The organism is Thalassospira tepidiphila MCCC 1A03514, from assembly GCF_001662875.1.
Taxonomy (GTDB): Bacteria; Pseudomonadota; Alphaproteobacteria; order Rhodospirillales; family Thalassospiraceae; genus Thalassospira; species Thalassospira tepidiphila.
The window spans coordinates 299,692-324,957 of record NZ_JPVZ01000001.1 but is presented as its reverse complement, the minus strand read 5'-3'; the positions used below and the strand labels follow the sequence as shown (position 1 = coordinate 324,957).

Below are 25,266 nucleotides of genomic sequence, written 5' to 3'. Positions count from 1 at the left end.
ACACAACCTGTGGTGAAAAACGCTTGATCCAAAATTATTAATGATATTATTAATTATGAGCCGCACAGATAATTTATAAATACAGTCGTGCGGATTGTTAATCGGGAGGATTAAACGCATGAAATTTGCAACAACATTCGCAACCCTCGGTCTGTCAATGGTTCTGGCTGGCGGGGCGTTTGCACAAGAAAAGCAGCAGCTTGCATTCGTGGTGAATGCTGCTTCGGACTTTTGGAAACTGGCAGAAGCAGGGGTCGAGGCCGCACAGGCAGAACTCCCCGAATATGAGCTGCAGTTCCGGTATCCTGCACAGGGAACGGCAGCACTTCAGAATGCGCTGATGGATGATTTGGTCGCCGGGGGAACGGATGCGATCATGATTTCGTCGGCTGATCCAAAGAACTCTATTGATGCTTTCAATCGCATTGCGGCCCAGGTGCCGCTCTTTACCACCGACAGTGATGCCCCGCAAAGTGATCGCATCGCCTATCTTGGATCATCCAACGTTGCTGCTGGCGTTCAGGCTGGTGAGATTGCCGTGAAGGCACTGCCAAACGGCGGAAAATGCATGGGCTTTGTCGGGTTCCTTGGTGCCGACAACGCGATTGAGCGTATCGCCGGTTTCCGTCAGGCGGTTGAAGGCAGCGGTATCGAGCTTGTCGATGTGCGTGGTGATGATGTCGATTTTGCGCGTGCGCGGTCAAACGTCGATGACGTGCTTGCGGCAAATCCCGACATTGATTGCATGGTCGGGTTCTATTCCTACAACCCGCCCAAAATTTACGAAGCATTGCAGGCTGCTGGCAAATTGGGACAGGTGACCGTTGTTGCCTTTGATGAAGACCCTGTAACGCTTGGCGCGGTTCGCGAGGGCAGCTTTGCTGGCACGGTTGTTCAGGACCCGTACCAGTGGGGTTATCAGGGCATGCACCTGATGGCGGATTATCTTGAGGGCGATATGTCGAAGGTGCCCGCAGATGGCTTGATCATCGTGCCGACCCAGGTGATCGACAAATCCAATGTCGATGAGTTCGAGGCTGTCGTTAAGGAAAGAATAGGCGGGTAATTTTCTTCCCCCTGCCTAGCGAGCGGGCGTGTGAAATCTGCGAGTGCGCCTGCTCGCACCTTTCCAACGATGTCGAATGGACATTGGGGAGCCGAGAATATGAGTGCAGTGCATGGGCTTGATCTGCGACTTGAAGGCGTCACCAAGGTTTATCCCGGTGTGGTGGCCCTTAATTATGTTTCATTGCAGATCAAAGCGGGCGAAGTTGTTGGACTTCTTGGTGAAAACGGGGCCGGAAAATCGACCCTGATGAAGATTCTCGGCGGGTTGATCGCCCCGACATCCGGGAAAATTATTCTTGATGGACAGCGGTATGACGCCTTTGACGTCAAACAGTCCCAACAAGCAGGGATCGCGTTCGTCCATCAGGAACTGAATGTTTTCGATAACATGGATGTTTCCGCAAACATCTTCCTTGGCCGGGAACTGGTGCGTGGGCCTTTGCGGCTGACGGATCGCAAAGCCATGAATAAGATGGCGGAGCCGCTGATCGAGCGTGTTGGCGCGCCGTTCAAGCCAGATACACCGGTTTCCACATTATCCTTGGCGGAGTGCCAGTTGCTGGAAATCGCCAAGGCGTTGTCGATGAATGCGCGGTTGGTCATCATGGATGAGCCGACATCAAGTCTCACACTTTCTGAGACCAACATGCTGCTTAAGGTCATTGCCGACCTTAAGGCGCAAGGGATTGCCGTCATCTATATTTCACATCGCCTGAGCGAGGTGGAGGAATGCGTCGATCGTGCGGTTGTCCTGCGCGATGGTCACAATGTCGGGGTGCTTGAGCGTCAGGCAGTTACGCATGACGCGATGATCCGCATGATGATCGGACGAGAGCTCAAGGCTCTTTACACACCACCTTCGGTGCCTGCGACCAAACCCGTTCTTTCCGTCAAAAGCTTTACGATCAAAGGCAAACCTGATCGCACGGCCAGTTTTGATGTGATGGCGGGCGAGATCCTTGGCGTTGCGGGCTTGATCGGGGCAGGGCGTACAGACTTGGCCGAGGCGATCTTTGGCGTCGGTGACAAGCTTGGCGGGGACATTCTGATTGATGGCAAGCAGACCGAGATCAATAGCCCGGCCGATGCCATCGCAGCAGGGCTTTATCTTGTGCCCGAAGACCGCAAGCTGGCCGGGTTGATACTTGAATTTCCGACATTGGAAAATGTCACGATGGCCAACTTGCCAGCATACACATCGCGCGGACTTGTTTCGCAGAAACGTCAGATCGCTGTGGCGGAATCCCAGCGCAGTGCGTTGTCGATCAAGACACATGATGTTCGCCGGGCTGCAAATGAAATGTCTGGTGGCAACCAGCAAAAAGTCGTTCTGGCAAAGTGGCTGTCCATGGATCCCAAAGTCATCATTTTCGATGAGCCGACCCGGGGGATCGATGTCGGTGCAAAAGCCGAGATTTATGGATTGATGCGATCGCTGGCTGATCGCGGAGTGGGGGTGATGATGATATCGAGCGATATGGAAGAAGTAATCGGGGTTTCGGACAGGATTGTCGTGATGAAAGACGGGCTGATTACCGGGGAATTACCGCGCTTTCGCTTTTCAGAGAGCAATGTGCTCAATCTTGCCGTCGGTAAAGTGCTGGAAGAGGCCTGAAAAATGCAAAAAAAAGATATCGGTCTTGGCATTCTGATTATCGTGGTTGGCGCAATTGTTTATATGCGCAACCCGCTTTTTCTGTCGCCCATCAACCTTGGCAATACCGCAAATCTGATCGGCCTGTTTGGCCTGTTTGCCATTGGGCAAGGGTTTGTCATCATGACCGGCGGTATTGATCTTTCGGTTGGATCAGTGATCGCGCTGCTTGGTGTGTTGTTTGTCGACATGGTCGGTAAGTTCGGTGTTCCCTGGCCATTGGCCGTGGCGATCATCATTGGCCTTGGTGTTCTGATCGGGCTGGCGCACGGTATCCTGATTACACGATTTAGGCTGCAGCCATTTGTCGTTACCTTGTGCGGGCTTTTGATTTATCGCGGCATCGCACGTGGATACACAGCGGAATCAACGGCAGGATTTCCTTTTGGTTCCAGTTATCCTCAGCTTGAATGGCTTACAATCGGGCGGAGTTTCGGCGTCCCGCACTCTTTCGTCGCGATGCTGATTGTGGCGGCGGTGATGTGGGTTGTATTGCATCACACAGTTTTTGGTCGTCACCTTTGCGCGGTCGGCAAGAACGAGGAAGCCGCACGCTTTTCGGGGATAAACACCCGTTTCGTCACGGTGATGGCATATGTGATCTGTGCCGTGCTCGCATCGATTGCGGCGATATATTTCGCAATGTTCACCAAGTCCGTCCAGCCGTCTTCGCATGGTAACTTTTACGAGCTGTATGCAATTGCGGCGGCTGTTTTAGGCGGATGTTCTTTGCGCGGGGGCGAAGGTTCAGTCATTGGGATCGTTCTTGGGGCCGTGTTGCTACAGGAACTGCAGAACCTGGTGAATTTGCTGGGCATTCCATCTTCGCTGAATTTCGCAGTGATGGGCGCTGTGATTTTGCTGGGTGTTCTGGCAGATCAACAATTTGCAGCCTATCGCACCAGAAAAAATACCGAAAGGGCGCTGGGCTTGCTGCAAAAACCATAATTCACAAAAGGAAACCGTCTGCTTGTTACCACGTTAAATGGATCAGCAGATATGGGGGGTGTTCATGAATGTGCTTGAACTTAAAAACATATCCAAACGTTATGGCGCCATACAGGCGCTTGATAGCGTGTCACTTGCCATTGCGCCGGGCGAAGTTGTCGGGCTAATGGGCGATAACGGGGCGGGAAAATCCACCTTGGTCAAGGTGATTGCGGGGAACTTTGCCCCGACGTCGGGCGATATCCTTATTTCCGATAAGAAAGTGGCGTTTAACAAACCATTGGATGCACAGAAAGCCGGTATAGAGGTCGTTTATCAGGACTTGGCGATTTGCAACAATCTGAGTGCAGCTTCGAACGTGTTTCTGGGGCGTGAACCAACCCGCAGGATAGGCCCGATCAAGGTTGTGGATTATGCCTTTATGCGCAGCAAATCCGCCGAACTATTTGCGCGATTGAAATCGGAAACCCGTCCCCGTGATCTGGTGCACAAAATGTCCGGCGGGCAGCGTCAGGCTGTTGCAATCGCACGGACCCTTTTGAGTGATGCCAAGATCGTTTTGATGGACGAGCCAACGGCTGCGATCTCTGTTCGACAGGTGGCGGAAGTCCTGAACCTTATCCGGCAGCTAAGTGATCAGGGTATCGCCGTCGTTCTGATCAGCCACCGAATGCCCGATGTCTTTGAGGTCGCAGACAAGGTTGTTGTCCTAAGGCGGGGCGAGCTTGTTGCAGACAAAAAAGCATCGCAGTCTTCGCCAGAAGAAATTACGGGCCTGATTACCGGCGCGATTGAGCACGCATGAGTGGACCTAAAAAAGGAACAATGAATATGGCAACGCCGACTCTTGCTGAAGTCATCAATCGTTCTCAGCATCATGGGCTGATCGCGCGGATCACAAGCCAACAGATTTTTTGGGTGTTTATGGCGGCTGTCTTTGCCTGCCTCGCATTGACGATCCTGACCGACAGTTTCGCAACAGAGCGCAACCTGTTTAATGTCACCCGCAATTTTGCGTTTGTCGGGATCATTGCTCTTGGCATGACGGCGGTTATTGCATCCGGCGGGATTGACCTTTCTGTTGGCTCTACGCTGGTGATCTCCGCGATGACGGTCAGCGTCATCATGTCCGCAGGAATGCCGTTTTGGCTCGGTTGTATTGCCGCACTTGGCATCTCGTTGCTTGTCGGGGCGGTCAATGGCGTGCTGATTGCCTATGCGAAAATGCCGCCATTCGTGGTGACGCTTGGCATGTTGTCGGTCGCGCGCAGTCTGGCAATGGTGCTTTCTGATAACAAAATGATCTATGAGTTCGGGCCGGATCACGACTTCTTGCTTTGGCTTGGGGGCGGTTCGACGCTTGGTCTTCCGCATCCGTTGATCATCATGGTGATTCTGGCCTGCCTGACGGCGTTCGCGTTCAGGCATTTACGTTGGGGCCAGCATTTGTTCGCGATTGGCGGTAACGAAAACGCAGCCGTGCTGACCGGTATTCCCGTCGCGCGCATCAAAGTCAGCGTTTACATGTTTTCAGCCCTGATGGCGGGTATTACCGGGGTCCTGGAAGTTGGCTGGCTCGGTGGGGTTACGACCAATCTTGGTCAGGCCATGGAGCTGACCGTTATTGCAGCCGCGGTCATTGGCGGTGCCAATCTTGCAGGTGGCGGAGGCACTGCGTTTGGTGCCGTGGTCGGTGCATTGTTGATTGAAGTGATCCGCAACAGCCTTATTTTGCTTGGTATAAGCACATTTTGGCAGGGAACGTTTGTTGGATCGTTCATTGTGATTGCCGTGGCGTTTGACCGTTTCAGGCAGAGAAAGTCATAGGCCTGCAAAAGTACTTTGAGAGAAATGGCGGCTTTTGAGGCAATCGGAAATGCCAAGTAATTGATTCTGCTGTATCTCGAATGTCACCTTTTGCGGCACGTGACAGCTATACCTCAGACAGCGAGACCCTTGTCCCGTCAGTCGCAGATTTCGCGATTGCATGAATGACCTTTTCGAATTCGTAAGCGTGTTCGAAATCGGGGTAGGCCGGGTTGTCATCGCGGATCGCGCGAAGCAGTGCAGCGGCTTCGATCACCTTGAGGTCGTTAAAGCCAAGCTGATGTCCCGGTGCCGGGCAGAATTCGCCGTAGGGCGGATGTGCCGGGCCGGTCAGGACCGTGGTGAAACCCTGCTGCGCCTTGTCGCCTGAATTGCGATAAAGCTGCAACTCGTTCATGCGCTCCTGATCAAAGCAGATCATGCCCTTGGTGCCATGAACCTCCCAAGCCAGCCGGTTTTTTCGCCCCCAGGCAGAGCGCGATGTCGAAAGGCTGCCCTGAGCGCCGTTGGCGAACCGAACCAAGGCGGATGCCGTATCCTCGTTTTCGACCTTGGCCCGTCCGGTTCCATCGGGGAGAGGGCGCGTGGTGTGAACAGTTTGCATATCGGCCATCAAGCTTTCGATTGGTCCGGCAAGGCCATATGCCATCGATACCAGATGGCATCCCATATCCCCCAACGCCCCAAGACCGGCATCGGCAATCTTGGCCCGCCATGTCCATGGGAGTGCCGGGTCAGCCTGATAATCCTCGTCAACCCAGCCGCGGAAATGGACGATCTCACCAATTTCACCGCCCTGGATCAGCCGACAGGCATGTGTGAATGCCGGGTTCTTGATGTAATTGTACCCGACCATGGTTTTGATGCCTGCTGTGCGGGCGGCATCGCGCATTTCACGCGCCTGATCCAGCGTGAGAGCCAGGGGTTTCTCGCAATAAACATGTTTGCCTGCCTTGATGGCGGCAATTGCCATTTCGAAGTGAAGCGCATTCGGCGTGGTGATCGAGACGATATCGACATCCGGATCTGAAATCAGCGATGTCCAGTCGGCAGTACTTTTGGCAAAGCCGAACTGGTCGGCCATCTGTTTGGCTTTTTCGGCAGGCGTATCACATAAAACTGCAAGATGAGACTCCGGCACATCGCCCATAACAGCCCGTGCTGCGCCAAATGCCAGCGCATGCGCCTTTCCCATGAAACCAGTCCCAATCAGGCCAATACCAAGAGATTTCATTTGCCAGAACTCCTCGCCTAGTCAAAATAGAATTTTTGTTCTATTTAATGGATGGTCATGGAACGCGCCGTGCGTCAAGCAGAAACAAAACAAGGAAGAATAAACGCCATGAGTGATCAGACCGCACCTGTTTCGCTTGAGGAATTCAATCACCGTCTGGCCGAAATATCGGAAACCATGCCCAAAAGGCTGCGCCAATGTGCGGAGTTTGTTGCGCAAAATACGGATCGCATTGCTGTTTCCACAGTTGCCGAACTGTCGGTCGGTGCTGGTGTGCAGCCCTCGGCCTTCATGCGGTTCTGCCAGTTGATGGGATTTTCCGGATTTTCCGAAATGCAGAAAATGTTTCGGGAAACCTATGCACAAAAATGGCCGGACTACGCCACCCGGCTTGAGAATCTGCGCGCAACAGGGGATGACAGCCCCAGTGCCCTGCTGGCCGAGTTTGTCGAAGCCGGGCGATTGTCCCTGGAAAATCTGGCGTCAACGGTTGATCTGGAAACGCTGGAAAAGGCGGTCGATGTCTTGGCTGAAGCCCCGATGATCCATGTGGTTGGTTTCAGACGTGCCTTTCCGGTCGCGAGTTATCTTTCCTATGCCTTTGAAAAGATGAACATTGCCGCCGTTCTGCATGACGGTGTGGGTAACCTCAATCCACGCCACGCGATCCGCGAGGGTGATGTGGTGATTGCGATCACCTTTGCGCCCTATTCACAGGAAACAATTGATCTTGCCGCCTATGCGCATGACCTTGGAAACAAGGTTGTGGCGATCAGTGATTCGCTGAGCGGGCCGATGCGCAAAACAGAAGCCTTGATGTTATCGGTTTCCGAAGTCGATGTCGGGGCGTTTAGGGCACTTTCGGCGACAATCTCGTTGGCGATTGCCCTGGCTGTCTCTGTCGGGGCAAAGCGCGAGAAACTGATCGATGGAAAATAATTATTGAAAAACAAAAATAATGGAATAAAAATTCCATAGCGTATTCCAAGCAGAATATGCGTATCAGCATAAACGGGTGCGAGAGACATCCGCGTGATCATCCCGAAATCATCGATCTGCCAATTGGTTTGCCAGGTTCTTGCTGGCGTGTCGCAGGTAGTTCGGGACGGTCAACGTAAGTCAAGGCGGGAACGCCGAAGGGAAGGAACATCGGAATGCTTAAAATAGGTTTGCTGGGCGCTGGACGCATCGGGCAGGTCCATGCGGTGAATATTGTCGCGCACCCGCAAAGTGAACTGGTCGCGGTGTCGGACAAGTTTGACGAACCTGCCGAGAAGCTCGCGCAGATGCATGGCGCTACTGTGCGCAGCAGCGAGGACATCATTGCCGATCCGGCGATTGATGCCGTGTTGATCGCAACACCGACCGATACCCACGCCGATCTGCTGGAGGCAGCGACAGCAGCAGGGAAGGCGGTTCTGTGTGAGAAGCCGGTTGATCTTGATCTTAAGCGTGCCCTGGATTGTCTTGCGCGATGTGAGCCGCACGGCAAACCCATCATGGTTGGATTTAACCGCCGCTTTGATCCGAACTTTGCCCATCTGAAAGCGGCCTTTGATCAAGGCGAAATCGGCAAGGGGGAGTTGCTTTCGATCACTTCCTTTGATCCGGCACCACCGCCGGTAAGCTATGTAAAGGTCTCTGGCGGGATTTTCCGCGATATGGCGATCCATGATTTTGATATGGCCTGCTGGATGTATGGCGCGCTGCCCGACAAAGTCACCGCCATCGGATCAAGCATCGTCGATCCGGAAATTGGAAAGGCAGGTGACTTTGATACTGCCGTTACCACGCTTGAGTTTTCGGGTGGACGTATCGCCGTGATTAAAAACAGCCGTCGTGCGGCATATGGCTATGACCAGCGCATCGAGTTTCTGGGCTCGGACGGGTTGCTTGCCGCACATAACGTTCTGGAAAACACGATTGAGAAAATCACCGCGCACGGTGCAACCAAGGCCAAGCCGGAGCATTTCTTCCTCGAACGCTATGCCAAGGCCTATCAAATTGAATGGAACAGTTTCATTGAGGGTGTGCAGGGGGCATCGCCCCTTCCGGTGACCCTGAAGGACGGGATCAATGCTCTGGTCGTCGCCGAGGCAGCCGCGCTTTCCGCGCGCGAGGGACGGAGCGTTGATATCGCGAAAGAAATTCTGCGCTGATTAAACGCGTCCAGATCAGGGCTTGGACATTAACCGGCGTGGCCTATCAGCTGCGCCGGTTTTCTTTTGGCGATCAGGGATCTGTGCCATGCGAGTCGCCCCGAAAACTTAAAACGACCGATGGTGACTGCCTTTAATTGCAAGGATGTTATCGCCCATCGCATTTGGTTCGGGGTGGGATGAGCGGCGGTTTCAGGCGGTTTGGCAAGGCCTTGTGGCAGGGGCAGAGGGTTATCTTGCAGTGCAATAGAAAAAAAATGTTGATTTCGTCATAAAATAGAATAAAAATTCTATTCAACGGTTTCAACGGGTCATATCAACCCACGCCGCCAGAAGCAGAAAGGTTGCACAAAGACGACTGACTGCCAGAAGAACACATAAATTCAATGGGAAAATCCCAATATTTCAGCCGACTAGGGAGGCAACAGATGAAAAAGGCGCTTACTGCCATCGCGGCAGCAGCATTTGCATTTGCCGGTTTGTCCGCAACCGCATCCGCAGAAAATGAAAAATTCGTTCTCATCAGCCACGCACCGGATTCTGATAGCTGGTGGAACGTGATCAAAAACGCGATCAAGGTCGCGGGTGATCAGATGGGTGCAGAAGTCGAATATCGTAACCCGCCGACCGGCGACCTTGCCGATATGGCGCGTATTGTCGAACAGGCTGCTGCGACCAATCCGGATGGCATCATCGTTACCATTGCAGACTTCAACGTCCTTAAGGGGCCGATCACTGATGCCGTGGATAAGGGTATCCCGGTCATCACGATCAACTCCGGCACGCAGGAACAATCCGAAGAACTTGGTGCGCTGATGCATGTCGGCCAGCCGGAATATGATGCCGGATTTGGTGCCGGTAAACGTGCCGCCGCCGCGGGTGCGAAAAGCTTTGTCTGTGTGAACCACTACATCACCAACCCGGCGTCTGTTGAGCGTTGCCGTGGCTTTGCCGATGCGCTTGGTGTCGAGCTTGGCAGCCAGATGATCGATAGCGGCCAGGACCCGTCGGAAGTAAAGAACAAGGTTAGCGCGTATCTGAATTCCAATCCGGATGTTGATGCGGTGCTGACGCTGGGGCCGAACTCTGCCCATCCGACCCTTGCAGCCCTGCGTGACGCGGGTCTTGCGGGTGAAATGATGTTTGGCACGTTTGATCTGTCATCCGAGATTGCCGAGGCCATCAAGGCTGGTGAAATCAACTTTGCCATCGATCAGCAGCCTTACCTTCAGGGTTATCTTCCGGTCGTCATTCTGACCAACTATGCGCGCTATAGCGTTCTGCCGTCCGGGCATATCAACTCGGGCCCCGGTTTCATTACCAAGGACAACATCGCGCAGGTCGAAAAATACGCCGGCGAATATCGTTAAGATTTCCTCCCGCCAAGGGCGCGCCCAAGGCCGCCCTTGGTACCCACCTGATAGTTAAAAGAGTGATGCCATGTCGGACGAGCGGCTCAAGCAAGTCTCAGCCATTCGCCGTGCCATGATCAGGCCCGAACTCGGTGCGATCTGCGGTACGATCCTGGTCTTTGTTTTCTTCTTTATGATTGCCGGTGATAGCGGCATGTTTTCCCCGGAAGGCATTCAGAATTGGGGTGTCGTTTCGGCCCAGTTTGCCATCATCGCAGTCGGTGCCTGCCTGTTGATGATTGCCGGTGAATTCGATCTTTCGGTCGGCTCAATGATCGGCTTTGCAGGTGTGGTGATTGCCATTCTGTCTGTTCAATGGGGACTGCCGGTTTGGCTGTCTATTATTGCGGCCTTCATCGTATGTACTGCACTGGGCGCGCTGAACGGTTTTCTGGTGATCAAAACCGGCCTGCCAAGCTTCATTGTTACCCTGGCATTTTTATATATTCTGCGTGGTCTGACCATCTGGCTTTCCATCCTGACAACCCGACAGACCATTATTGGCGGGGTTAAGGAAGTTGCCGAGGGAGACCCGCTTGCCTGGCTGTTTGGCGGCGTGATCTTCAAGGGCTTTTTCCAGTGGCTTGGCGATATCGGTGTCATTGATACCTTTACCCGTGGTTCCCGTATCGGGCAGCCGGTCGTTGAAGGTCTGCCGATGCTGGTCATCTGGGCGCTGGCATTGATCATTTTTGGTCATTGGCTTTTGACCAAAACACGTTTCGGCAACTGGATCTTCGCATCCGGCGGGGATGCGCAGGCCGCACGTTATGTTGGCGTTCCGGTCAATCGCGTTAAAATCCTGATGTTCATGTTTACCGCATTCTGCGCCACCGTCTTTGCAACCTGTCAGGTCATGGAATTCGGGTCGGCTGCGGCAGATCGAGGTTTGCTCAAGGAATTTGAAGCCATCATCTGTGTGGTGATTGGCGGCGCACTTCTGACGGGTGGTTACGGGTCGGTCATTGGTGCTGCGCTGGGGGCTTTGATCTTTGGTGTGGTTCAGCAAGGCTTGTTCTTTGCTGGTGCAGAAAGTTCGCTTTTCCGGGTGTTCCTGGGCGGTATCCTGATCTTTGCTGTGATCATGAATACCTATATCCGCCGCATGATTACGGGAGAACGGTAATGAGTACGCCATTGATTGAAATGGACAATATCGAAAAGCATTTCGGACCGGTAATCGCGTTGGGCGGTGTTTCCTTCAACGTCATGGAAGGCGAGTGCCACTGTCTTCTGGGTGATAACGGTGCGGGCAAGTCGACCTTCATCAAGACCATGTCAGGCGTACACAAGCCGACCAAGGGTGTCATGCGGGTCAGTGGTCAGGAGACCGTTTTCGACAGTCCGCGTGACGCGATGGAAGCCGGGATCGCCACCGTTTATCAGGATCTGGCGATGATCCCGCTGATGTCTGTGACGCGCAATTTCTGGATGGGGCGCGAGCCACGCAAAAGCTTTGGTCCGTTCAAATGGATCGACTTCAAGCATGCCAACAAGGTCACCTTGGATGAAATGGCATCCATGGGCATCAATCTGCGCGAACCCGAACAGGCGGTTGGCACGCTTTCGGGTGGGGAGCGGCAAACAGTTGCGATTGCGCGTGCCGTGTATTTTGGTGCCAAGGTTCTTATCCTTGATGAACCGACATCGGCACTTGGTGTGCGCCAGACGTCAAACGTACTTGCGACCATTGATCGGGTGCGCAAAGCCGGAATTGGCGTCATCTTCATTACCCACAACGTGCGCCACGCCATGGCCGTAGGCGACAGGTTTACGGTTTTGAACCGCGGCCAAACCCACGGCACGGCGAAGCGGGGTGAAATCAAACCCGAAGAGCTTCAAGACCTTATGGCGGGCGGTCAGGAACTGGCTGAACTCGAAGGGTCCCTTGGAGGGACGATTTAATGAAGCAGCTTGATGTCATTACGATTGGACGATCATCCGTTGACCTTTATGGCACCCAGATTGGCGGGCGCCTTGAGGACATGGCGTCGTTCAAGAAGTATATCGGGGGTTCCCCGACCAATATGGCGTGCGGGACTGCGCGACTTGGATTGAAATCTGCGCTTATTACGCGGGTTGGCGACGAGCATATGGGGCGTTTCATCCGCGAAAAGCTGGTTGCCGAAGGCGTTGATGTTCAGGGCGTCATAACCGATCCCGACCGCCTGACTGCGCTTGTGCTTTTGGGCGTGCGCGATCAGGAGCAGTTTCCGTTGATTTTCTATCGCGAAAACTGTGCCGATATGGCGCTGTGTGAGGATGATATCGATCCCGACTTCATCGCAAGTGCGCGTTGTGTGACGGTTACCGGGACGCACCTTTCGCATCCCAAAACCCGTGCGGCCGTTCTTAAGGCCGTTCGACTGGCCCGCGATGCCGGTGCCAAAACAGCACTCGATATTGATTACCGTCCCAATCTTTGGGGGCTGTCGGGGCATGGGGATGGTGAAAACCGTTTCATTGCATCCGATGCTGTTACCAAGGAATTGCAGGCGACCCTGCATCTGTTTGACCTGATCGTCGGCACGGAGGAAGAATTCCACATTGCCGGTGGTGTAACCGATACGCTCGAAGCGCTTGAAAATGTTCGGGTGATTTCGAATGCGACACTGGTTTGCAAACGTGGTCCGATGGGGGCTGTGGCGTTTGCTGACAAAATTGGCAAAAGCCTTGATGACGGCATTTCCGGGCCGGGATTTGCGGTTGATGTGTTTAATGTTCTTGGCGCTGGCGACGGGTTTATGTCGGGCCTGTTGAAAGGCTGGCTGAGCGACGCGGACTGGGAAACGTCCCTGAAATACGCCAATGCCTGTGGTGCATTCGCGGTATCACGCCATGGCTGTACACCGGCTTATCCGAGTTGGGATGAACTGCAATTCTTCTTTGATCGTGGCATCAAAACGCCGGAACTGCGCAACGATGCAGAGTTGGAGCAAATCCACTGGTCAACCAACCGTACCGGCAGTTGGCCTGAAATGCGGGTTTTTGCATTTGATCACCGGATGCAGCTTGAAGACCTTGCCGATGATCTCAGCGTTTCGCATGACCGCATTGGTCCGTTCAAGGAGCTGTGCCTGCGCGCGGTCCAGAATGTTTCGGGCGGCAGGGATGGATACGGCATCCTGTGCGACCGCCGACTGGGGCGTGATGCCCTTTATGCGGCGGCGGGCACTGGGCTTTGGATCGGGCGACCGGTTGAACTTCCGGGGTCGCGTCCACTTGAACTGGAAATAGGCCCCGATCTTGGCACGCAACTGGCCGAATGGCCGGTGGAGCATGTGGTCAAGGTTTTGTGCTTCTATCATCCCGATGATGATGATGTGACCAAGGCCGATCAGGAAGCCACCATCATTCGGCTTGCCAATGCAGCGCGCGGCAATGGCTTGGAATTCCTTCTGGAAGTTATTCCGTCAAAGGTTCGCGATTGTGATGATGAAACAACGGCCAAGGTGATCAAGCGTTTCTATGAAATCGGTGTCTATCCCGATTGGTGGAAGCTTGAACCGATGAAATCGGATGCGGCATGGCGCAATGCCTGCGATGCGATTGCCAAACATGATCCCTATTGCCGGGGTATCGTCGTGCTTGGTCTTGATGCGCCAGAAGCAGAGCTTGTGGAAAGCTTCGAGGTTGCGGCGCGCTTTAACATGGTCAAAGGCTTTGCTGTCGGGCGCACGATCTTTATCGATGTTGCGCGTGACTGGATGCAAGGTACGATTGCCGATGATCAAGCCGTTACAGCAATGGCCCAAAAATATCGCGCCCTGTGTGATACCTGGGACGCGGCACGCAAAAAATCGGGAGGAGCGGCATGAAAACCGTTCGATTAACCGCCGCCCAAGCAATGGTGCGGTATCTGAGTGTACAGCGCAATCACGACGGCGAAGACTTTTTCGGGGGCTGCTGGGCCATTTTCGGTCATGGCAATGTCGCCGGAATGGGCGAGGCACTTCATGGTGCTGGCGACAGTTTTCCGACATGGCGCGGCCATAATGAACAAAGCATGGCCCACGCGGCGATTGCCTATGCCAAGGCATCCAATCGCAAACGGGCCATGGCCGTGACAACGTCGATCGGGCCAGGTGCGACCAATATGGTGACGGCCGCGGCACTGGCGCATGTGAACCGGTTGCCGGTTCTTTTTATACCCGGCGATGTATTCGCCAATCGTGCACCGGACCCGGTTTTGCAACAGATCGAAGATTTCGGGGATGGTACGATTTCGGCCAATGACTGCTTCAAACCGGTCAGTCGGTACTTTGATCGTATTACCCGCCCGGAACAGCTTCTGACAGCATTGCCGCGCGCAATGGCGGTTTTGACAAATCCGGCTGATTGTGGGCCGGTGACCTTGGGATTTTGTCAGGATGTGCAGGCAGAAGCCTATGACTGGCCAGAAAGCTTCTTTGCGCCAAAGAAATGGAAACACCTGCGTCCCCGTGCGGACCTTCAACAGATTGAAGACGCGATTGGCGCGATCACATCAGTGAAAAAACCGCTGATCATTGCCGGTGGTGGCGTGCATTATGCTCAAGCCTGTGATGATCTGCGTGATTTTGCCCATCGTCACAACATCCCGGTGGCCGAAACGCAGGCAGGGAAATCTGCCTTGCCGTGGGATGATGATCTCAATATGGGCTCGATCGGTGTTACCGGGGCAAGCAGTGCCAACGCCATTGCCGAGGACGCCGATCTGATCATTGCGGTTGGCACACGTCTTCAGGATTTCACAACGGGCAGCTGGTCGCTGTTCAAGAACCCTGATCGTCGTATTCTTTCGATCAATGTGGCGGCCTATGATGCGCGTAAACATGACGCGATTTCGGTCGTTGGTGATGCCAAGGTCACGTTGGCGGAGCTCACAAATGCGTTGGCTGACTATCGTGCAGGTGCGGTGGACCCGGCACTCAAGCAAAGCTGGATGGATGCGGTTGAGGGTGTCACCGCGGCGCCAACAGGAAACGCGTTGCCAACGGACGCACAGGTCATTGGTGCGGTTCAGCGCAGCACAGATGAAAATGCGATTGTTGTTTGTGCAGCCGGTGGGCTTCCTGGCGAACTTCACAAGCTTTGGAAAGCAGCCCGACCCAATGGCTATCACGTTGAGTATGGTTTCTCGTGCATGGGATACGAGATCGCCGGGGGGCTTGGTGTCAAGATGGCCTGCCCGGATCGCGATGTTGTCGTTATGGTGGGGGATGGATCCTACATGATGATGAATTCCGAGCTCGCAACCAGTGTGATGCTGGGGCACAAGATCATCACCGTGATCCTTGATAACCGGGGCTTTGGCTGTATCAACCGTTTGCAGATGGCAACTGGTGGCGAAAGCTTTAACAACCTTCTTGATACCGCGCGTCATGTCGTGCCCTCGGCAATTGATTTTGCCGCGCATGCCGGTGCGATGGGGGCGATTGCCGAAAAGGTATCCTCGATCAACGAGCTTGAAGACGCCATGGTGCGCGCCACAGAGGCTGATCGATCCTACGTCGTTGTGATTGATACCGATCCGTTGCCAAGCACGGAAGCCGGTGGTCATTGGTGGGATGTCGCCGTGCCGGAAGTATCGGTTCGCCCAAGCGTCAACGAAGCCAGAAAAAATTACGAAGCCGCGCTGAAAAAGCAGCGCCCGGGAGATTAAAACAATGATCCTTTACGGTACCAATCCGATCGCCTGGTCCAATGATGATGACCAGACCCTTGGCGCAGACATCAGCCTTGAAACCTGTTTGTCCGAGGCGGGAAAGATTGGCTTTGACGGCATTGAAAAAGGTCACAAGATGCCGACCGAGCCGTCGGCACTGAAAGCTGCCCTTGCGCCACATGGCCTTAAATTCATTTCAGGTTGGCATTCGCTTAATCTTCTGACCCATTCGGTCGAGGACGAGAAAAAGGCCATTCAACCGCATCTGGATCTTCTGAAGGCGATGGGATGCAAGGTTTGCATTGTGTGTGAAACGTCAAACGCCATTCACGGAAATGATAACGCAGCCCTTACTAACAGCCCGGTTCTGCATGCAGACCATTGGGCCAAGTTCGGTGCGGATGTCGAAAAAATCGCCGCCTATTGTGCCGATCAGGGCATTGATCTGGTCTACCACCATCACATGGGTACGATTGTCGAAACGGCCGATGAAATTCATGCCTTCATGAAAAATACCGGGCCGAAAACCAAGCTTCTGCTTGATACCGGTCATGCCTGGTTCGGAGATGCCGACCCCGAAGAACTGGCGGCGCGTTACATGGATCGTGTTGGCCATATCCATTGCAAAAACGTGCGCCCGACTATTAGCAAAAAGGTCCGTGAAGAAGGGCTTAGCTTCCTTGAAGGTGTGCGGCGCGGGGTCTTTACCGTCCCGGGCGATATCGAGGGGGGCGTTGCATTTGAGCCGGTCCTGAAAATCGCAGCCGACCATGGATATTCTGGCTGGCTGGTGATCGAGGCCGAACAGGACCCGAACGTTCGCAACCCGTTTGAATATCAGTCCTTGGGGCTGAAATCGCTGCGCGACATGGCACGGAAAACCGGACTGGATAAAGGAGACGCCTGATGGCTGATCTGCTCAGAAAGCCGAATGGAACGACCGGGAAGGTCCACGATATCACGACGGATAGTGCCAATTGGGGTTATGTCGGGTTTGGGCTGTATCACCTGAAACCCGGTGAAACTGCCCGGGAAGCAACCGGCGATCGCGAGGTCATTCTGGTCTTGGTTGAAGGCAAGGCAAAGATTTCTGTCGATGATCAGGATTTCTGTGAGCTCGGCAAACGCATGAGCGTGTTTGAGCGTATCCCGCCAGCCTGTGTCTATGCGCCCAATGAGGCCAACTGGAAAGCTGTTGCGACAACAGAATGCACGCTTGCGGTTTGTACCGCACCCGGCAAGGGAAATTACCCTGCACGCTTAATCGAAGACATCGAGCTCGTAGAGCGTGGCAAAGGGGCGAATACCCGATATATCCACCCGATTGCGATGGAGGAAAAAGACATCGCCGATAGTCTTCTGGTGACCGAGGTCTTTACCCCGCAAGGTAACTGGTCAAGCTATCCGCCGCACCGTCATGACGAGGATAACTATCCCGACATGACCTATCTCGAGGAAACCTATTACCATCGCCTCAATCCCAAACAGGGATTTGGTTTCCAGCGGGTCTTTACCGAAGATGGCGAACTAGATGAAACCATGGCGGTGTCAGACGGTGATGTTGTACTGGTGCCCAAAGGGCATCATCCATGTGGCAGCCCTTATGGCTATGAGATGTATTACCTCAATGTCATGGCAGGACCGATGCGCAAATGGCGGTTCCAGAACCACCCGGACCATGACTGGATATTCCAGCGCGATAGCAAGTGATGCCCTTGTTTAATCCAGGACCCAACAAGGCGCACAATTGCAACGTTGTGACACGCTTTGCGGCGCATGTTGTCATGGCTGTGCTTAGCGTGCTTGTGGTGTTCTGGGTCAGTGCGGCTCTCTCTTCGTCGCAGTTGCTCAGCACCAACATTCTGAACGAGGCGACCGAAGTTTCCCCGATTACGGGCATGGGCTGTCGAACCTGGCTCTTTAGGGTTCTGCCTGAACACAAACAACCTGAACGCGGAAGCCCTGCAAACGCGCGCTCTTCAACGCCATGCGGATGGTCGTATTAAAACCGGATTTTGATTTCGGGTGAGGTTTGATGTCACCTCGCTTTACATTGCAAAAGCTACAAGTGGTCTTGGTCGTCGCGGGGGCGAATAACCCTCAACTGCGTGCTTTGGCGGTCAGTTTCGACAAAGCCGCAGGACGTTCATGCCCTGTTGGGTGAAGAACTGGATCTGTTTGCTGATCGCCAATCCGGTGTCGGGTATTTCGCCGTGTTTGTCGCTAGACGGACTCATGCTGATGAGGGTCGCATCCCGGCGGGCCAGCGCAAGGATGTCGGGTGCCACGTCGTCGTCGTGGAAAATGATATCGGCTGTCTCGATGTTGCCGGCAACACCGTGCGGGATGTCATAGGCGTTATCGGCGCTGATCGTGACCTGCAAGGATTGGCCGGATGGCACGGTTGCGCTGCTGCCTTGCGGGACAAAGGTGCGGAGTTCATGTGCGAGGTCATCGGGTGTGACTTTGCCGGTGTTGTCCGCGCGCAGGGTGTTTTGGAAAAACCGGGTCCAGAAGCGCTGTCGTGACAGGCTGTCGCTTAAATGTGCGGCCACGGTTTCGCGGGCATCACGGGCGATTTTGGCAATGTTTGACAAGGTTGCCGGGAACACGGTTTCAAGTCGTTGCCTTAACATGCGTGCCAGTGCCGGGGCGCAGGCACCCGTCGAAATCGTGATCATGATCGGTGCGCGATCAAGAATGGCGGGCACAATGAAATCGCAGTGCGCGGTCTTGTCGACGACATTCAGCAAGATGTTGCGTCGTTTGGTTGCGGCCTCGACCCGCTTGGTCAGGTGGGGATTGTCCGTCGCGTCAAACACCATGATCGCGCCATTAATCATGGTATCGACAAACGGGGCACGTTCCCATGTGATCTGACCGGCATTGTGCATGTTTGCAACGTCATCGCACACTTCAGGCGCAATCACTGTGATATCGGCGTGACTGCGCAGCAGAAGGCGGAGCTTGCCTGCGGCAACTTCGCCGCCCCCAAGCACAACGACCTTCTTGCCCTGCACTTTCACAAATGCCGGGAAGTAGGCGAATTTTTCGTCCGGCTGATCGGTGGTTGCCCGAGGTGCCGTGGCGTTCAGAGTGCTATTCTGCGGCGCGCGGTAATACGTCATCGAGAATCTCCTTTATCTCCGGCACGCAGGATCCGCATCCTGTTCCGGCCTGAAGCAGGCGGCCGATATCGGTCGCCGTTACGGCATTCTGTTCAGAGATGGCTTTGCTGATTGCGGCCAAGCCAACCGAGAAGCACGAACAAATCAGGCGATCATTGATCGCCCCGGCATCGGGCATCCGCCCGGCCAGAAGCGCGTTGCGTTCAACCGGTGCGATGGCATCCGCACCAAACAGGTTTGAAACCCAGTCACGACCAAGTGCCGGGCGATCAGGGCCGACAAACAGCGCCCCGGTAATGCGATCACCCTCGAGGCGGGCAAACCGATGGACACCCTTGTTGGCGTCGGAATATTCAATGATCTGCTCAACGTCCCTGTTTGCGGCAATCGGCAAAAGGGATTTAAACAGGATCGGGGCATCGCCGGCGATTTCGTAGACCATGCTGCCCGGTCCGGTCGCACCGACCCAGTAGGGCAGTTTGGAAAGATCGACCGGCGTACTTGAAAACAGCAATCCCTGCCATTTGGCGCTAAACGGTTCGAGGGTGACCGGAATATGTTTGCTTTCGGGTTGGCCGGAGTGGGGGTCAACATTGGGGGGCTGTAGTCGACCAATCCCACCCGCGGCCGAGAAGACATCGTTCCAGTGCATCGGAACGAAAACCTGTCCTGGTGTCTGTGCATCCGTAATTGCCACCCGCATCAATGCAGTGCCATGCGGGCTTTTGATCCGCGCGATCCCGCCATCAGAAAGGCCGTAAAGCGCAGCATCCTTTGGGTGAATTTCAAGCAACGGTTCAGGGCGATGCGCGCTGAGCCGGGCGGCAGTGCCCGTGCGCGTCATGGTGTGCCATTGATCGCGGTAACGACCGCTATTGGCAATCAGGGGATATTCCCGGCTGGTTTGAGATTGCGGGCAGCTGTGGGTAAGGCCAAGCATCTTGGCACGACCACTTGATGTGCTGAAGATGCCATCGCCATAAAGACGGGTTGCGCCATTCGCAGGCTGAGATTTGCGCGAGGCCGGCCATTGAAACGGTTCCATACTGTCATAGACCGATTTTCTGGCCTTGTGCCATGCACCGATATCAAAGGCACGTGTGCCATCATTTTCGAATTCCGACAGGGCGGCGTGCTCGGCAAAGATGTCGCTTGGGTCCTTGTATTTGAACGCCTTGACATAGCCCATGGCCTTGGCGACTTCGGACATGATCCACCAGTCTGGCCTGGCATTGCCTAGGGCCTGACGGAACGGGCGTTGGCGCGAAATACGGCGTTCGGAATTGGTGACCGTGCCCGATTTTTCGGCCCAACCGGCAGCGGGGAGTTTGATGTCGGCATGGCGCAATGTATCAGTATCGTTCACAACGTCCGAAACAATCACGAGCGGACAGCGCGACAGCGCAAGCCGGACGCGATCGGCATCCGGAAGGCTGACTGCCGGATTGGTCGCCATGATCCACACAGCCTTGATTTCCCCACGTTCAATGGCGCGGAACATATCAACCGCCTTGTATCCTTCGCCCTGTTTAAGAACATCGGATTTCCAGAACCGACGCACGCGATCAACATCAACCGGGTCATTGGGGTTCATGTGGGCCGCCAACTGATTGGCAAGCCCGCCAACTTCGCGTCCGCCCATGGCATTGGGCTGGCCGGTGACGGAAAACGGGCTTGAACCCGGTTTTCCGACGCGACCGGTTGCCAGATGGCAATTCAGGATCGAGTTGACCTTGTCCGATCCGCTTGAGGACTGGTTTACCCCTTGCGAGAACACCGTCACAGTGCGTTCAAAGGCGGCAAACCAGTTAAAGAACGTTTCCAATCTTCCCAGACCCGAGCCGAGTTCATCAGCGCTTTCATGGGTGTCGAGCCCGCATTTTTCTGCGGTTGTCTCGATATCGGGGCAGTCAGCACGTGCTTCTGCCACGGCGTGTTCGTAGCCGGTCACATGACGGGCCACGTAACGAAGGTCGGTATTGCGGGTTTGATCAAGCCAGGCCAGCAACCCGTTAAACAGGGCAACGTCGCTGCCTGGTTTGATCGGCAGGTGCAGATCGGCAATATCGCAACTTGCCGTCCGCCTAGGATCAATCACGACGATCTTTGTGCCGTGCTTTTCCTTGGCCGTACGCAGGCGCTGGTTCAGCACCGGGTGACACCATGCCAGATTTGATCCGGTCAGAATGACCAGATCGGCGATTTCAAGATCCTCGTAACAGCCCGGCACAACGTCCGCACCAAACGCCCGTTTGTGCCCGACAACGGTTGAGGCCATGCACAGCCGGGAATTGGTATCGATATGCGGTGATCCGATGAAGCCTTTGATCAGCTTGTTTGCGACATAGTAGTCTTCGGTCAGAAGTTGACCCGAGACATAAAACGCCACCGATTTCGGGCCGTGCTGTTCGATGGTATCGCGCAGGCGCTTTGCCGTTTCGCCAATGGCATCATTCCATGCGACCTGCTTGCCATCGACTTCGGGTTCCAGCAGGCGAATATCACGCTGTTCCTCGGCCATGATGGTATCGATCAGCGCGGCACCCTTGGAGCATATCCGCCCGAAATTGGCCGGATGATCCGGATCACCGCCGACCGCCCATCCATCACGGGTTGGCGAAATGATCAGGCCACAGCCAACACCGCAATAGGGGCAGGTTGTTTTGACCTCATCCTGCATGGCGCAATCCAGCTTGCAGTTCGGTCAGGCCAACACGCACGATCCCGTCGATGACTTGGCATTCCACCTTGGCAGCACAGCCGTCATCCGGCCCCTGTGCCTCGCCGGTTTCAAGCGAGAACACCATGTTATGCAACGGACAGGTCACGAAATGGCCATGGACGATCCCTTGTGCCAGTGGCCCTTGTTTGTGCGGGCAGCGGTCCAGCAATGCAAAGATCTGATCATCAAGTGTTCTGAAAATCGCAATGCGATCCGTTTCGGTTTGCAGGGTGCGTGCCCCTTGCTGCGGGATGTTGGCAGCGGGCCCGACTTCTACCCATGTCAGAGTGTTGCTCATCTGTCTTACTCCGCTGCGACCATCGAAAGGGGGGTGAATTCATGCGCGTCAACGCCTTCGGATGCGCGTTCTGCCCATGGATCAATCTGCGCTGTTTTCTGACTGATCATAAAGCGTTCAAACAGCGCCTTGCGGTTGGCTTCGTCATCGACGACCCGTTCCTGAACATGTTTCAGGCCAACCCGTTCGATCCAGGGGGCCGTGCGTTCAAGGTAACGCGCCTCTTCGCGGTAAAGCTGAATAAACGCGCCGCAATATTCCTTAACTTCGTCATCGGTTGTGACCTTGCACAGAAGATCGGTCGCACGGACATGAATGCCGCCATTGCCACCAACATGCAGGTCCCAACCACCATCGGTGGCCACAACGCCGAAATCCTTGATGGTTGCTTCGGCGCAGTTGCGTGGGCAGCCCGATACGGCCATTTTGAACTTGTGGGGCATCCAGGATCCCCAGGTCATTTTTTCGAGTTCGACGGCCATGCCCATCGACATCTGTGTGCCAAAGCGACACCATTCCTGCCCGACGCAGCTTTTGACCGTTCGAAGCGATTTGCCATAGGCATGACCCGATACCATGCCCGCCGCATTCAGATCGGCCCAGACGGCCGGCAGGTCTTCTTTTTTGACTCCCAAAAGGTCAATGCGCTGACCACCGGTAACCTTGACGGTGGGGATTTCGAACTTGTCGGCAACATCGGCAATCGCACGCAGTTCGCGCGGGTTGGTCAAGCCGCCCCACATGCGCGGAATAACCGAATAGGTGCCGTCTTTCTGGATGTTGGCGTGAACACGTTCGTTGATAAAGCGTGACGCACCGTGATCGACATACTCACCCGGCCACGCCGCCAGCAGATAATAGTTTAATGCCGGGCGGCAAACATGGCAGCCATCAGATGACTTCCATTCCAGTTCCTGCATGACAGCCGGCATTGATTTCAGGTTTTTGGCAATGATCAGACGACGGACACTGTCATGATCATGATCGGTGCAGGTGCAGATCGGCTTGACCGTCGCGGCCTGATAATCGCCGCCAAGGGTTGCGGCCAACAGGTTTTCGACAAGGCCTGAACAGGATCCGCAGGATGCCGATGCCTTGGTATGGCCTTTGACCTCATCAAGGGTGGTCAGGCTCTTTTCATTGATGGCAGCAACGATCGATCCTTTGCAAACGCCGTTACAGCCACAAATCTCTGCATCGTCTGGCAGGGCTGCAACGGCATCAAGAGGGTTTCCAGAAGATCCCCCCGCAAATGCCTGACCAAAGGCAAGTGTGTCACGCAGTTCGGTGACGTCTTCGCCATCTTTCATCAACTGGAAATACCAGCCGCCATCGGACGTGTCGCCATACAGGACCGCACCCTTGATCTTGCCGTCTTCAAGGACGATGCGCTTGTAAACGCCGCGACCGGCATCGCGAAAAACGATTTCCTCTGTCTCGCCGCCGCCGGAAAAATCACCTGCGGAAAAGACATCGACACCTGTCACCTTAAGCTTGGTCGAGGTGATGGAACCGGTATAGCCATCAGTGTCTATTTCAGCCATGTGGTCGGCCAGTGATTTGGCCATTTCAAACAACGGGGCAACCAGGCCATAGCATTGGCCGCGATGCTGAACACATTCGCCAACGGCAAAGATCGCCGGATCACTGGTGGTCATGACATCGTCAACCACGATGCCGCGTTCGACTGCAACACCCGCGTCTGCGGCAAGGCGCCCATTTGGGCGAATGCCAACAGCCATAACCACCAGATCAGCCGGGATCATGCGTCCGTCTTTAAGGCGAACGCCGGTAACATGTTCATTGCCAACGATTTCGGCGGTATCGGCCTCGGTAATCACCGTAATGCCGCGACGTTCCAGTTCCTGCGCCAAAAGATAACCTGCCGACGGGTCAAGCTGGCGTTCCATTACATGGCCTGCCAGATGCAAAACCGTGACATCCATGCCGCGCGATTGCAGGCCAACGGCCGCTTCAAGGCCCAGAAGGCCGCCGCCGATGACGACAGCCGGGCCGCCCTTAGCAGCAGCACCCAGCATGGTGTCGACATCATCGACATCGCGGAAGGTGACTACGCCGTCAAGCTTGTGACCGGGAACCGGGATGATGATCGGATCAGAACCGGTTGCCAGCAAAAGCTGGTCATATTCAGTTTCGGTTCCGCTTTTGGAAATCACCACTTTGCGGTCGCGGTCGATCTTGATCACCGGGTCACCGGAATAAAGATGGATGTTGTTTTCGGTGTACCATTCCGGGGTGTTGATCACGATTTCGTCGAAATCCTTTTCGCCAGACAACAGTGGCGACAGCATGATGCGGTTATAGTTCACGCGCGGCTCGGCACCGAAAACGGTGATGTCATATTTGTCCGGTGCGCGGTTCAGGATTTCTTCAACGGTCCGCATGCCGGCCATGCCGTTGCCGATGACAACCAGGCGGGCTTTGGCGGTTCGTAATGCAGCAGTGACGTGGTTCATTTGTCTCTGGCTCCTCGTCGCGGGATGCGAATTGGCACAAAAAAACGCCCGATGCGGCCTGCCCTCAAAAGAGGCATTTCGCAACGGACGTCGTTATCCGGTGAACCCGTCTTTGGATTCTTTATATATACAATCGGCTTTTTCGCCGGAGCCGCAGGCGACACTGCCCGCGCTCTTGCATCAATGTATTCAAGTGCCGTGCCAGAATTGAAGATTGAGAAAATTATCTTTTAACAAACTGAAAATATTGATGAAAAGGTTTGCTCGGCAGATTGACGAATTTGGCTGGGTTTACCGCAGTGATTAAAAAATAATCATCAATAAAAGCGAGTGATTTAAATTTGTGCAAAAAATAGTCATTTTGTCGCATTGAAAAACATCCTGTGCAGATGCGGTCGTCAAATTATGATTATTTTCAACCATTTGATGGAATTGTCCCGCATCGCGGAAGAACTGGCGCGGTGTTTGCAATACCGGTTTCGTGTGAGCAGCTTTGACGAAAGCATGCCCAATGACGGGTGGCTCACAGTTCTTCGTCCAACGGCGGACGATCAGACGTTTGGAACAGCAGCGCGATGAGCGCGCAGCCTTTCCGATACGAATGACGGGCCGCCTGCGGACATCTTCCAGATGAAGCATGAGGCCCATGGGGAAAAACCGTCGGTCGTACAAAGCAAACATCAAGCTCTGCG

Annotated in this window: 20 protein-coding genes; 14 read left to right on the top strand and 6 right to left on the bottom strand. The window is 54.6% G+C overall.

Annotation, left to right across the window (positions count from 1 at the left end; translation table 11 throughout):
* The first annotated feature begins 118 nt into the window (after nt 1–118).
* The 5 genes from TH4_RS01440 to TH4_RS01420 all read left to right on the top strand — a co-directional run bounded on the left by TH4_RS01440 (nt 119) and on the right by TH4_RS01420 (nt 5,497).
* Nucleotides 119–1,066, top strand: coding sequence for a sugar-binding protein (locus tag TH4_RS01440; protein ID WP_083952669.1), 948 nt, complete (start codon nt 119–121; stop codon nt 1,064–1,066).
* Between the two features lie 99 nt (nt 1,067–1,165).
* Entirely contained in the window at nt 1,166–2,683 is a 1,518-nt protein-coding gene (locus TH4_RS01435) for a sugar ABC transporter ATP-binding protein (RefSeq protein WP_064779641.1), read from the top strand.
* Nucleotides 2,684–2,686: 3 nt separating this feature from the next.
* Complete coding sequence (locus TH4_RS01430) at nt 2,687–3,670, top strand: ABC transporter permease (protein WP_064779640.1); 984 nt, start codon at nt 2,687–2,689, stop codon at nt 3,668–3,670.
* 64 nt (nt 3,671–3,734) lie between these two features.
* Nucleotides 3,735–4,475 (top strand): ATP-binding cassette domain-containing protein, encoded by a 741-nt coding sequence (locus tag TH4_RS01425; RefSeq protein WP_064779987.1) that lies wholly within the window; start codon nt 3,735–3,737, stop codon nt 4,473–4,475.
* A gap of 26 nt (nt 4,476–4,501) precedes the next feature.
* Nucleotides 4,502–5,497: an ABC transporter permease gene (locus tag TH4_RS01420; protein WP_064779986.1), complete on the top strand. Its 996-nt coding sequence runs from the start codon at nt 4,502–4,504 to the stop codon at nt 5,495–5,497.
* A gap of 106 nt (nt 5,498–5,603) precedes the next feature.
* Here TH4_RS01420 and TH4_RS01415 read toward each other — a convergent pair whose 3' ends face one another.
* Nucleotides 5,604–6,731, bottom strand: coding sequence for a Gfo/Idh/MocA family protein (locus TH4_RS01415; RefSeq protein WP_064779639.1), 1,128 nt, complete (start codon nt 6,729–6,731; stop codon nt 5,604–5,606).
* Between the two features lie 108 nt (nt 6,732–6,839).
* On the opposite strand from TH4_RS01415, the gene TH4_RS01410 reads away from it, so the two are divergent.
* The 9 genes from TH4_RS01410 (at nt 6,840) to iolB (ending at nt 17,659) form a co-directional block, all read left to right on the top strand.
* Nucleotides 6,840–7,670 (top strand): MurR/RpiR family transcriptional regulator, encoded by an 831-nt coding sequence (locus TH4_RS01410; RefSeq protein ID WP_063088781.1) that lies wholly within the window; start codon nt 6,840–6,842, stop codon nt 7,668–7,670.
* Between the two features lie 215 nt (nt 7,671–7,885).
* Nucleotides 7,886–8,890, top strand: a complete 1,005-nt coding sequence (iolG, locus tag TH4_RS01405; protein WP_064779638.1) for an inositol 2-dehydrogenase — start codon at nt 7,886–7,888, stop codon at nt 8,888–8,890.
* Nucleotides 8,891–9,318: 428 nt separating this feature from the next.
* A complete protein-coding gene (locus tag TH4_RS01400; RefSeq protein ID WP_064779637.1) occupies nt 9,319–10,260 on the top strand; it encodes a sugar ABC transporter substrate-binding protein in 942 nt (313 codons plus the stop codon).
* Between the two features lie 70 nt (nt 10,261–10,330).
* Nucleotides 10,331–11,428, top strand: a complete 1,098-nt coding sequence (locus TH4_RS01395) for an ABC transporter permease (RefSeq protein ID WP_063088784.1) — start codon at nt 10,331–10,333, stop codon at nt 11,426–11,428.
* Nucleotides 11,428–12,207 carry an ATP-binding cassette domain-containing protein gene (locus tag TH4_RS01390; RefSeq protein WP_063088785.1) on the top strand — a complete coding sequence of 260 codons (780 nt, stop codon included), beginning with the start codon at nt 11,428–11,430 and terminating at the stop codon, nt 12,205–12,207. The genes TH4_RS01395 and TH4_RS01390 overlap by 1 nt, the downstream gene beginning before the upstream one ends.
* Nucleotides 12,207–14,120: a bifunctional 5-dehydro-2-deoxygluconokinase/5-dehydro-2-deoxyphosphogluconate aldolase gene (locus tag TH4_RS01385; protein WP_064779636.1), complete on the top strand. Its 1,914-nt coding sequence runs from the start codon at nt 12,207–12,209 to the stop codon at nt 14,118–14,120. The genes TH4_RS01390 and TH4_RS01385 overlap by 1 nt, the downstream gene beginning before the upstream one ends.
* A complete protein-coding gene (iolD, locus tag TH4_RS01380; RefSeq protein WP_064779635.1) occupies nt 14,117–15,946 on the top strand; it encodes a 3D-(3,5/4)-trihydroxycyclohexane-1,2-dione acylhydrolase (decyclizing) in 1,830 nt (609 codons plus the stop codon). The genes TH4_RS01385 and iolD overlap by 4 nt, the downstream gene beginning before the upstream one ends.
* A gap of 4 nt (nt 15,947–15,950) precedes the next feature.
* A complete protein-coding gene (gene iolE, locus TH4_RS01375; RefSeq protein WP_064779634.1) occupies nt 15,951–16,856 on the top strand; it encodes a myo-inosose-2 dehydratase in 906 nt (301 codons plus the stop codon).
* Nucleotides 16,856–17,659 carry a 5-deoxy-glucuronate isomerase gene (gene iolB / locus TH4_RS01370; protein ID WP_064779633.1) on the top strand — a complete coding sequence of 268 codons (804 nt, stop codon included), beginning with the start codon at nt 16,856–16,858 and terminating at the stop codon, nt 17,657–17,659. The genes iolE and iolB overlap by 1 nt, the downstream gene beginning before the upstream one ends.
* 410 nt (nt 17,660–18,069) lie before the next feature.
* Here the strand turns inward: iolB and TH4_RS01365 are convergent, their stop codons facing one another.
* From TH4_RS01365 to TH4_RS01340, 5 genes are all read right to left on the bottom strand, one after another.
* Nucleotides 18,070–19,077 carry a siroheme synthase gene (locus TH4_RS01365; RefSeq protein ID WP_064779632.1) on the bottom strand — a complete coding sequence of 336 codons (1,008 nt, stop codon included), beginning with the start codon at nt 19,075–19,077 and terminating at the stop codon, nt 18,070–18,072.
* On the bottom strand, nt 19,049–21,757 hold the full coding sequence (locus tag TH4_RS01360) for a nitrate reductase (protein ID WP_064779631.1): 2,709 nt from the start codon (nt 21,755–21,757) through the stop codon (nt 19,049–19,051). The genes TH4_RS01365 and TH4_RS01360 overlap by 29 nt, the downstream gene beginning before the upstream one ends.
* Nucleotides 21,747–22,097: a nitrite reductase small subunit NirD gene (nirD, locus tag TH4_RS01355; RefSeq protein ID WP_064779630.1), complete on the bottom strand. Its 351-nt coding sequence runs from the start codon at nt 22,095–22,097 to the stop codon at nt 21,747–21,749. The genes TH4_RS01360 and nirD overlap by 11 nt, the downstream gene beginning before the upstream one ends.
* Before the next feature lie 5 nt (nt 22,098–22,102).
* Entirely contained in the window at nt 22,103–24,574 is a 2,472-nt protein-coding gene (gene nirB, locus TH4_RS01350; RefSeq protein WP_064779629.1) for a nitrite reductase large subunit NirB, read from the bottom strand.
* A 303-nt stretch (nt 24,575–24,877) separates the two neighbouring features.
* A complete protein-coding gene (locus TH4_RS01340) occupies nt 24,878–25,255 on the bottom strand; it encodes a hypothetical protein (RefSeq protein WP_157097683.1) in 378 nt (125 codons plus the stop codon).
* Nucleotides 25,256–25,266: the final 11 nt, after the last annotated feature.

What these genes read in the sequence shown, in the direction of transcription:
- TH4_RS01440 (WP_083952669.1), top strand. Translation starts at nt 119, where the DNA reads ATGAAATTTGCAACAACATTCGCAACCCTCGGTCTGTCAATGGTTCTG.
- TH4_RS01435 (WP_064779641.1), top strand. Translation starts at nt 1,166, where the DNA reads ATGAGTGCAGTGCATGGGCTTGATCTGCGACTTGAAGGCGTCACCAAG.
- TH4_RS01430 (WP_064779640.1), top strand. Translation starts at nt 2,687, where the DNA reads ATGCAAAAAAAAGATATCGGTCTTGGCATTCTGATTATCGTGGTTGGC.
- TH4_RS01425 (WP_064779987.1), top strand. Translation starts at nt 3,735, where the DNA reads ATGAATGTGCTTGAACTTAAAAACATATCCAAACGTTATGGCGCCATA.
- TH4_RS01420 (WP_064779986.1), top strand. Translation starts at nt 4,502, where the DNA reads ATGGCAACGCCGACTCTTGCTGAAGTCATCAATCGTTCTCAGCATCAT.
- TH4_RS01415 (WP_064779639.1), bottom strand. Translation starts at nt 6,731, where the DNA reads ATGAAATCTCTTGGTATTGGCCTGATTGGGACTGGTTTCATGGGAAAG.
- TH4_RS01410 (WP_063088781.1), top strand. Translation starts at nt 6,840, where the DNA reads ATGAGTGATCAGACCGCACCTGTTTCGCTTGAGGAATTCAATCACCGT.
- iolG (WP_064779638.1), top strand. Translation starts at nt 7,886, where the DNA reads ATGCTTAAAATAGGTTTGCTGGGCGCTGGACGCATCGGGCAGGTCCAT.
- TH4_RS01400 (WP_064779637.1), top strand. Translation starts at nt 9,319, where the DNA reads ATGAAAAAGGCGCTTACTGCCATCGCGGCAGCAGCATTTGCATTTGCC.
- TH4_RS01395 (WP_063088784.1), top strand. Translation starts at nt 10,331, where the DNA reads ATGTCGGACGAGCGGCTCAAGCAAGTCTCAGCCATTCGCCGTGCCATG.
- TH4_RS01390 (WP_063088785.1), top strand. Translation starts at nt 11,428, where the DNA reads ATGAGTACGCCATTGATTGAAATGGACAATATCGAAAAGCATTTCGGA.
- TH4_RS01385 (WP_064779636.1), top strand. Translation starts at nt 12,207, where the DNA reads ATGAAGCAGCTTGATGTCATTACGATTGGACGATCATCCGTTGACCTT.
- iolD (WP_064779635.1), top strand. Translation starts at nt 14,117, where the DNA reads ATGAAAACCGTTCGATTAACCGCCGCCCAAGCAATGGTGCGGTATCTG.
- iolE (WP_064779634.1), top strand. Translation starts at nt 15,951, where the DNA reads ATGATCCTTTACGGTACCAATCCGATCGCCTGGTCCAATGATGATGAC.
- iolB (WP_064779633.1), top strand. Translation starts at nt 16,856, where the DNA reads ATGGCTGATCTGCTCAGAAAGCCGAATGGAACGACCGGGAAGGTCCAC.
- TH4_RS01365 (WP_064779632.1), bottom strand. Translation starts at nt 19,077, where the DNA reads ATGACGTATTACCGCGCGCCGCAGAATAGCACTCTGAACGCCACGGCA.
- TH4_RS01360 (WP_064779631.1), bottom strand. Translation starts at nt 21,757, where the DNA reads ATGCAGGATGAGGTCAAAACAACCTGCCCCTATTGCGGTGTTGGCTGT.
- nirD (WP_064779630.1), bottom strand. Translation starts at nt 22,097, where the DNA reads ATGAGCAACACTCTGACATGGGTAGAAGTCGGGCCCGCTGCCAACATC.
- nirB (WP_064779629.1), bottom strand. Translation starts at nt 24,574, where the DNA reads ATGAACCACGTCACTGCTGCATTACGAACCGCCAAAGCCCGCCTGGTT.
- TH4_RS01340 (WP_157097683.1), bottom strand. Translation starts at nt 25,255, where the DNA reads ATGTTTGCTTTGTACGACCGACGGTTTTTCCCCATGGGCCTCATGCTT.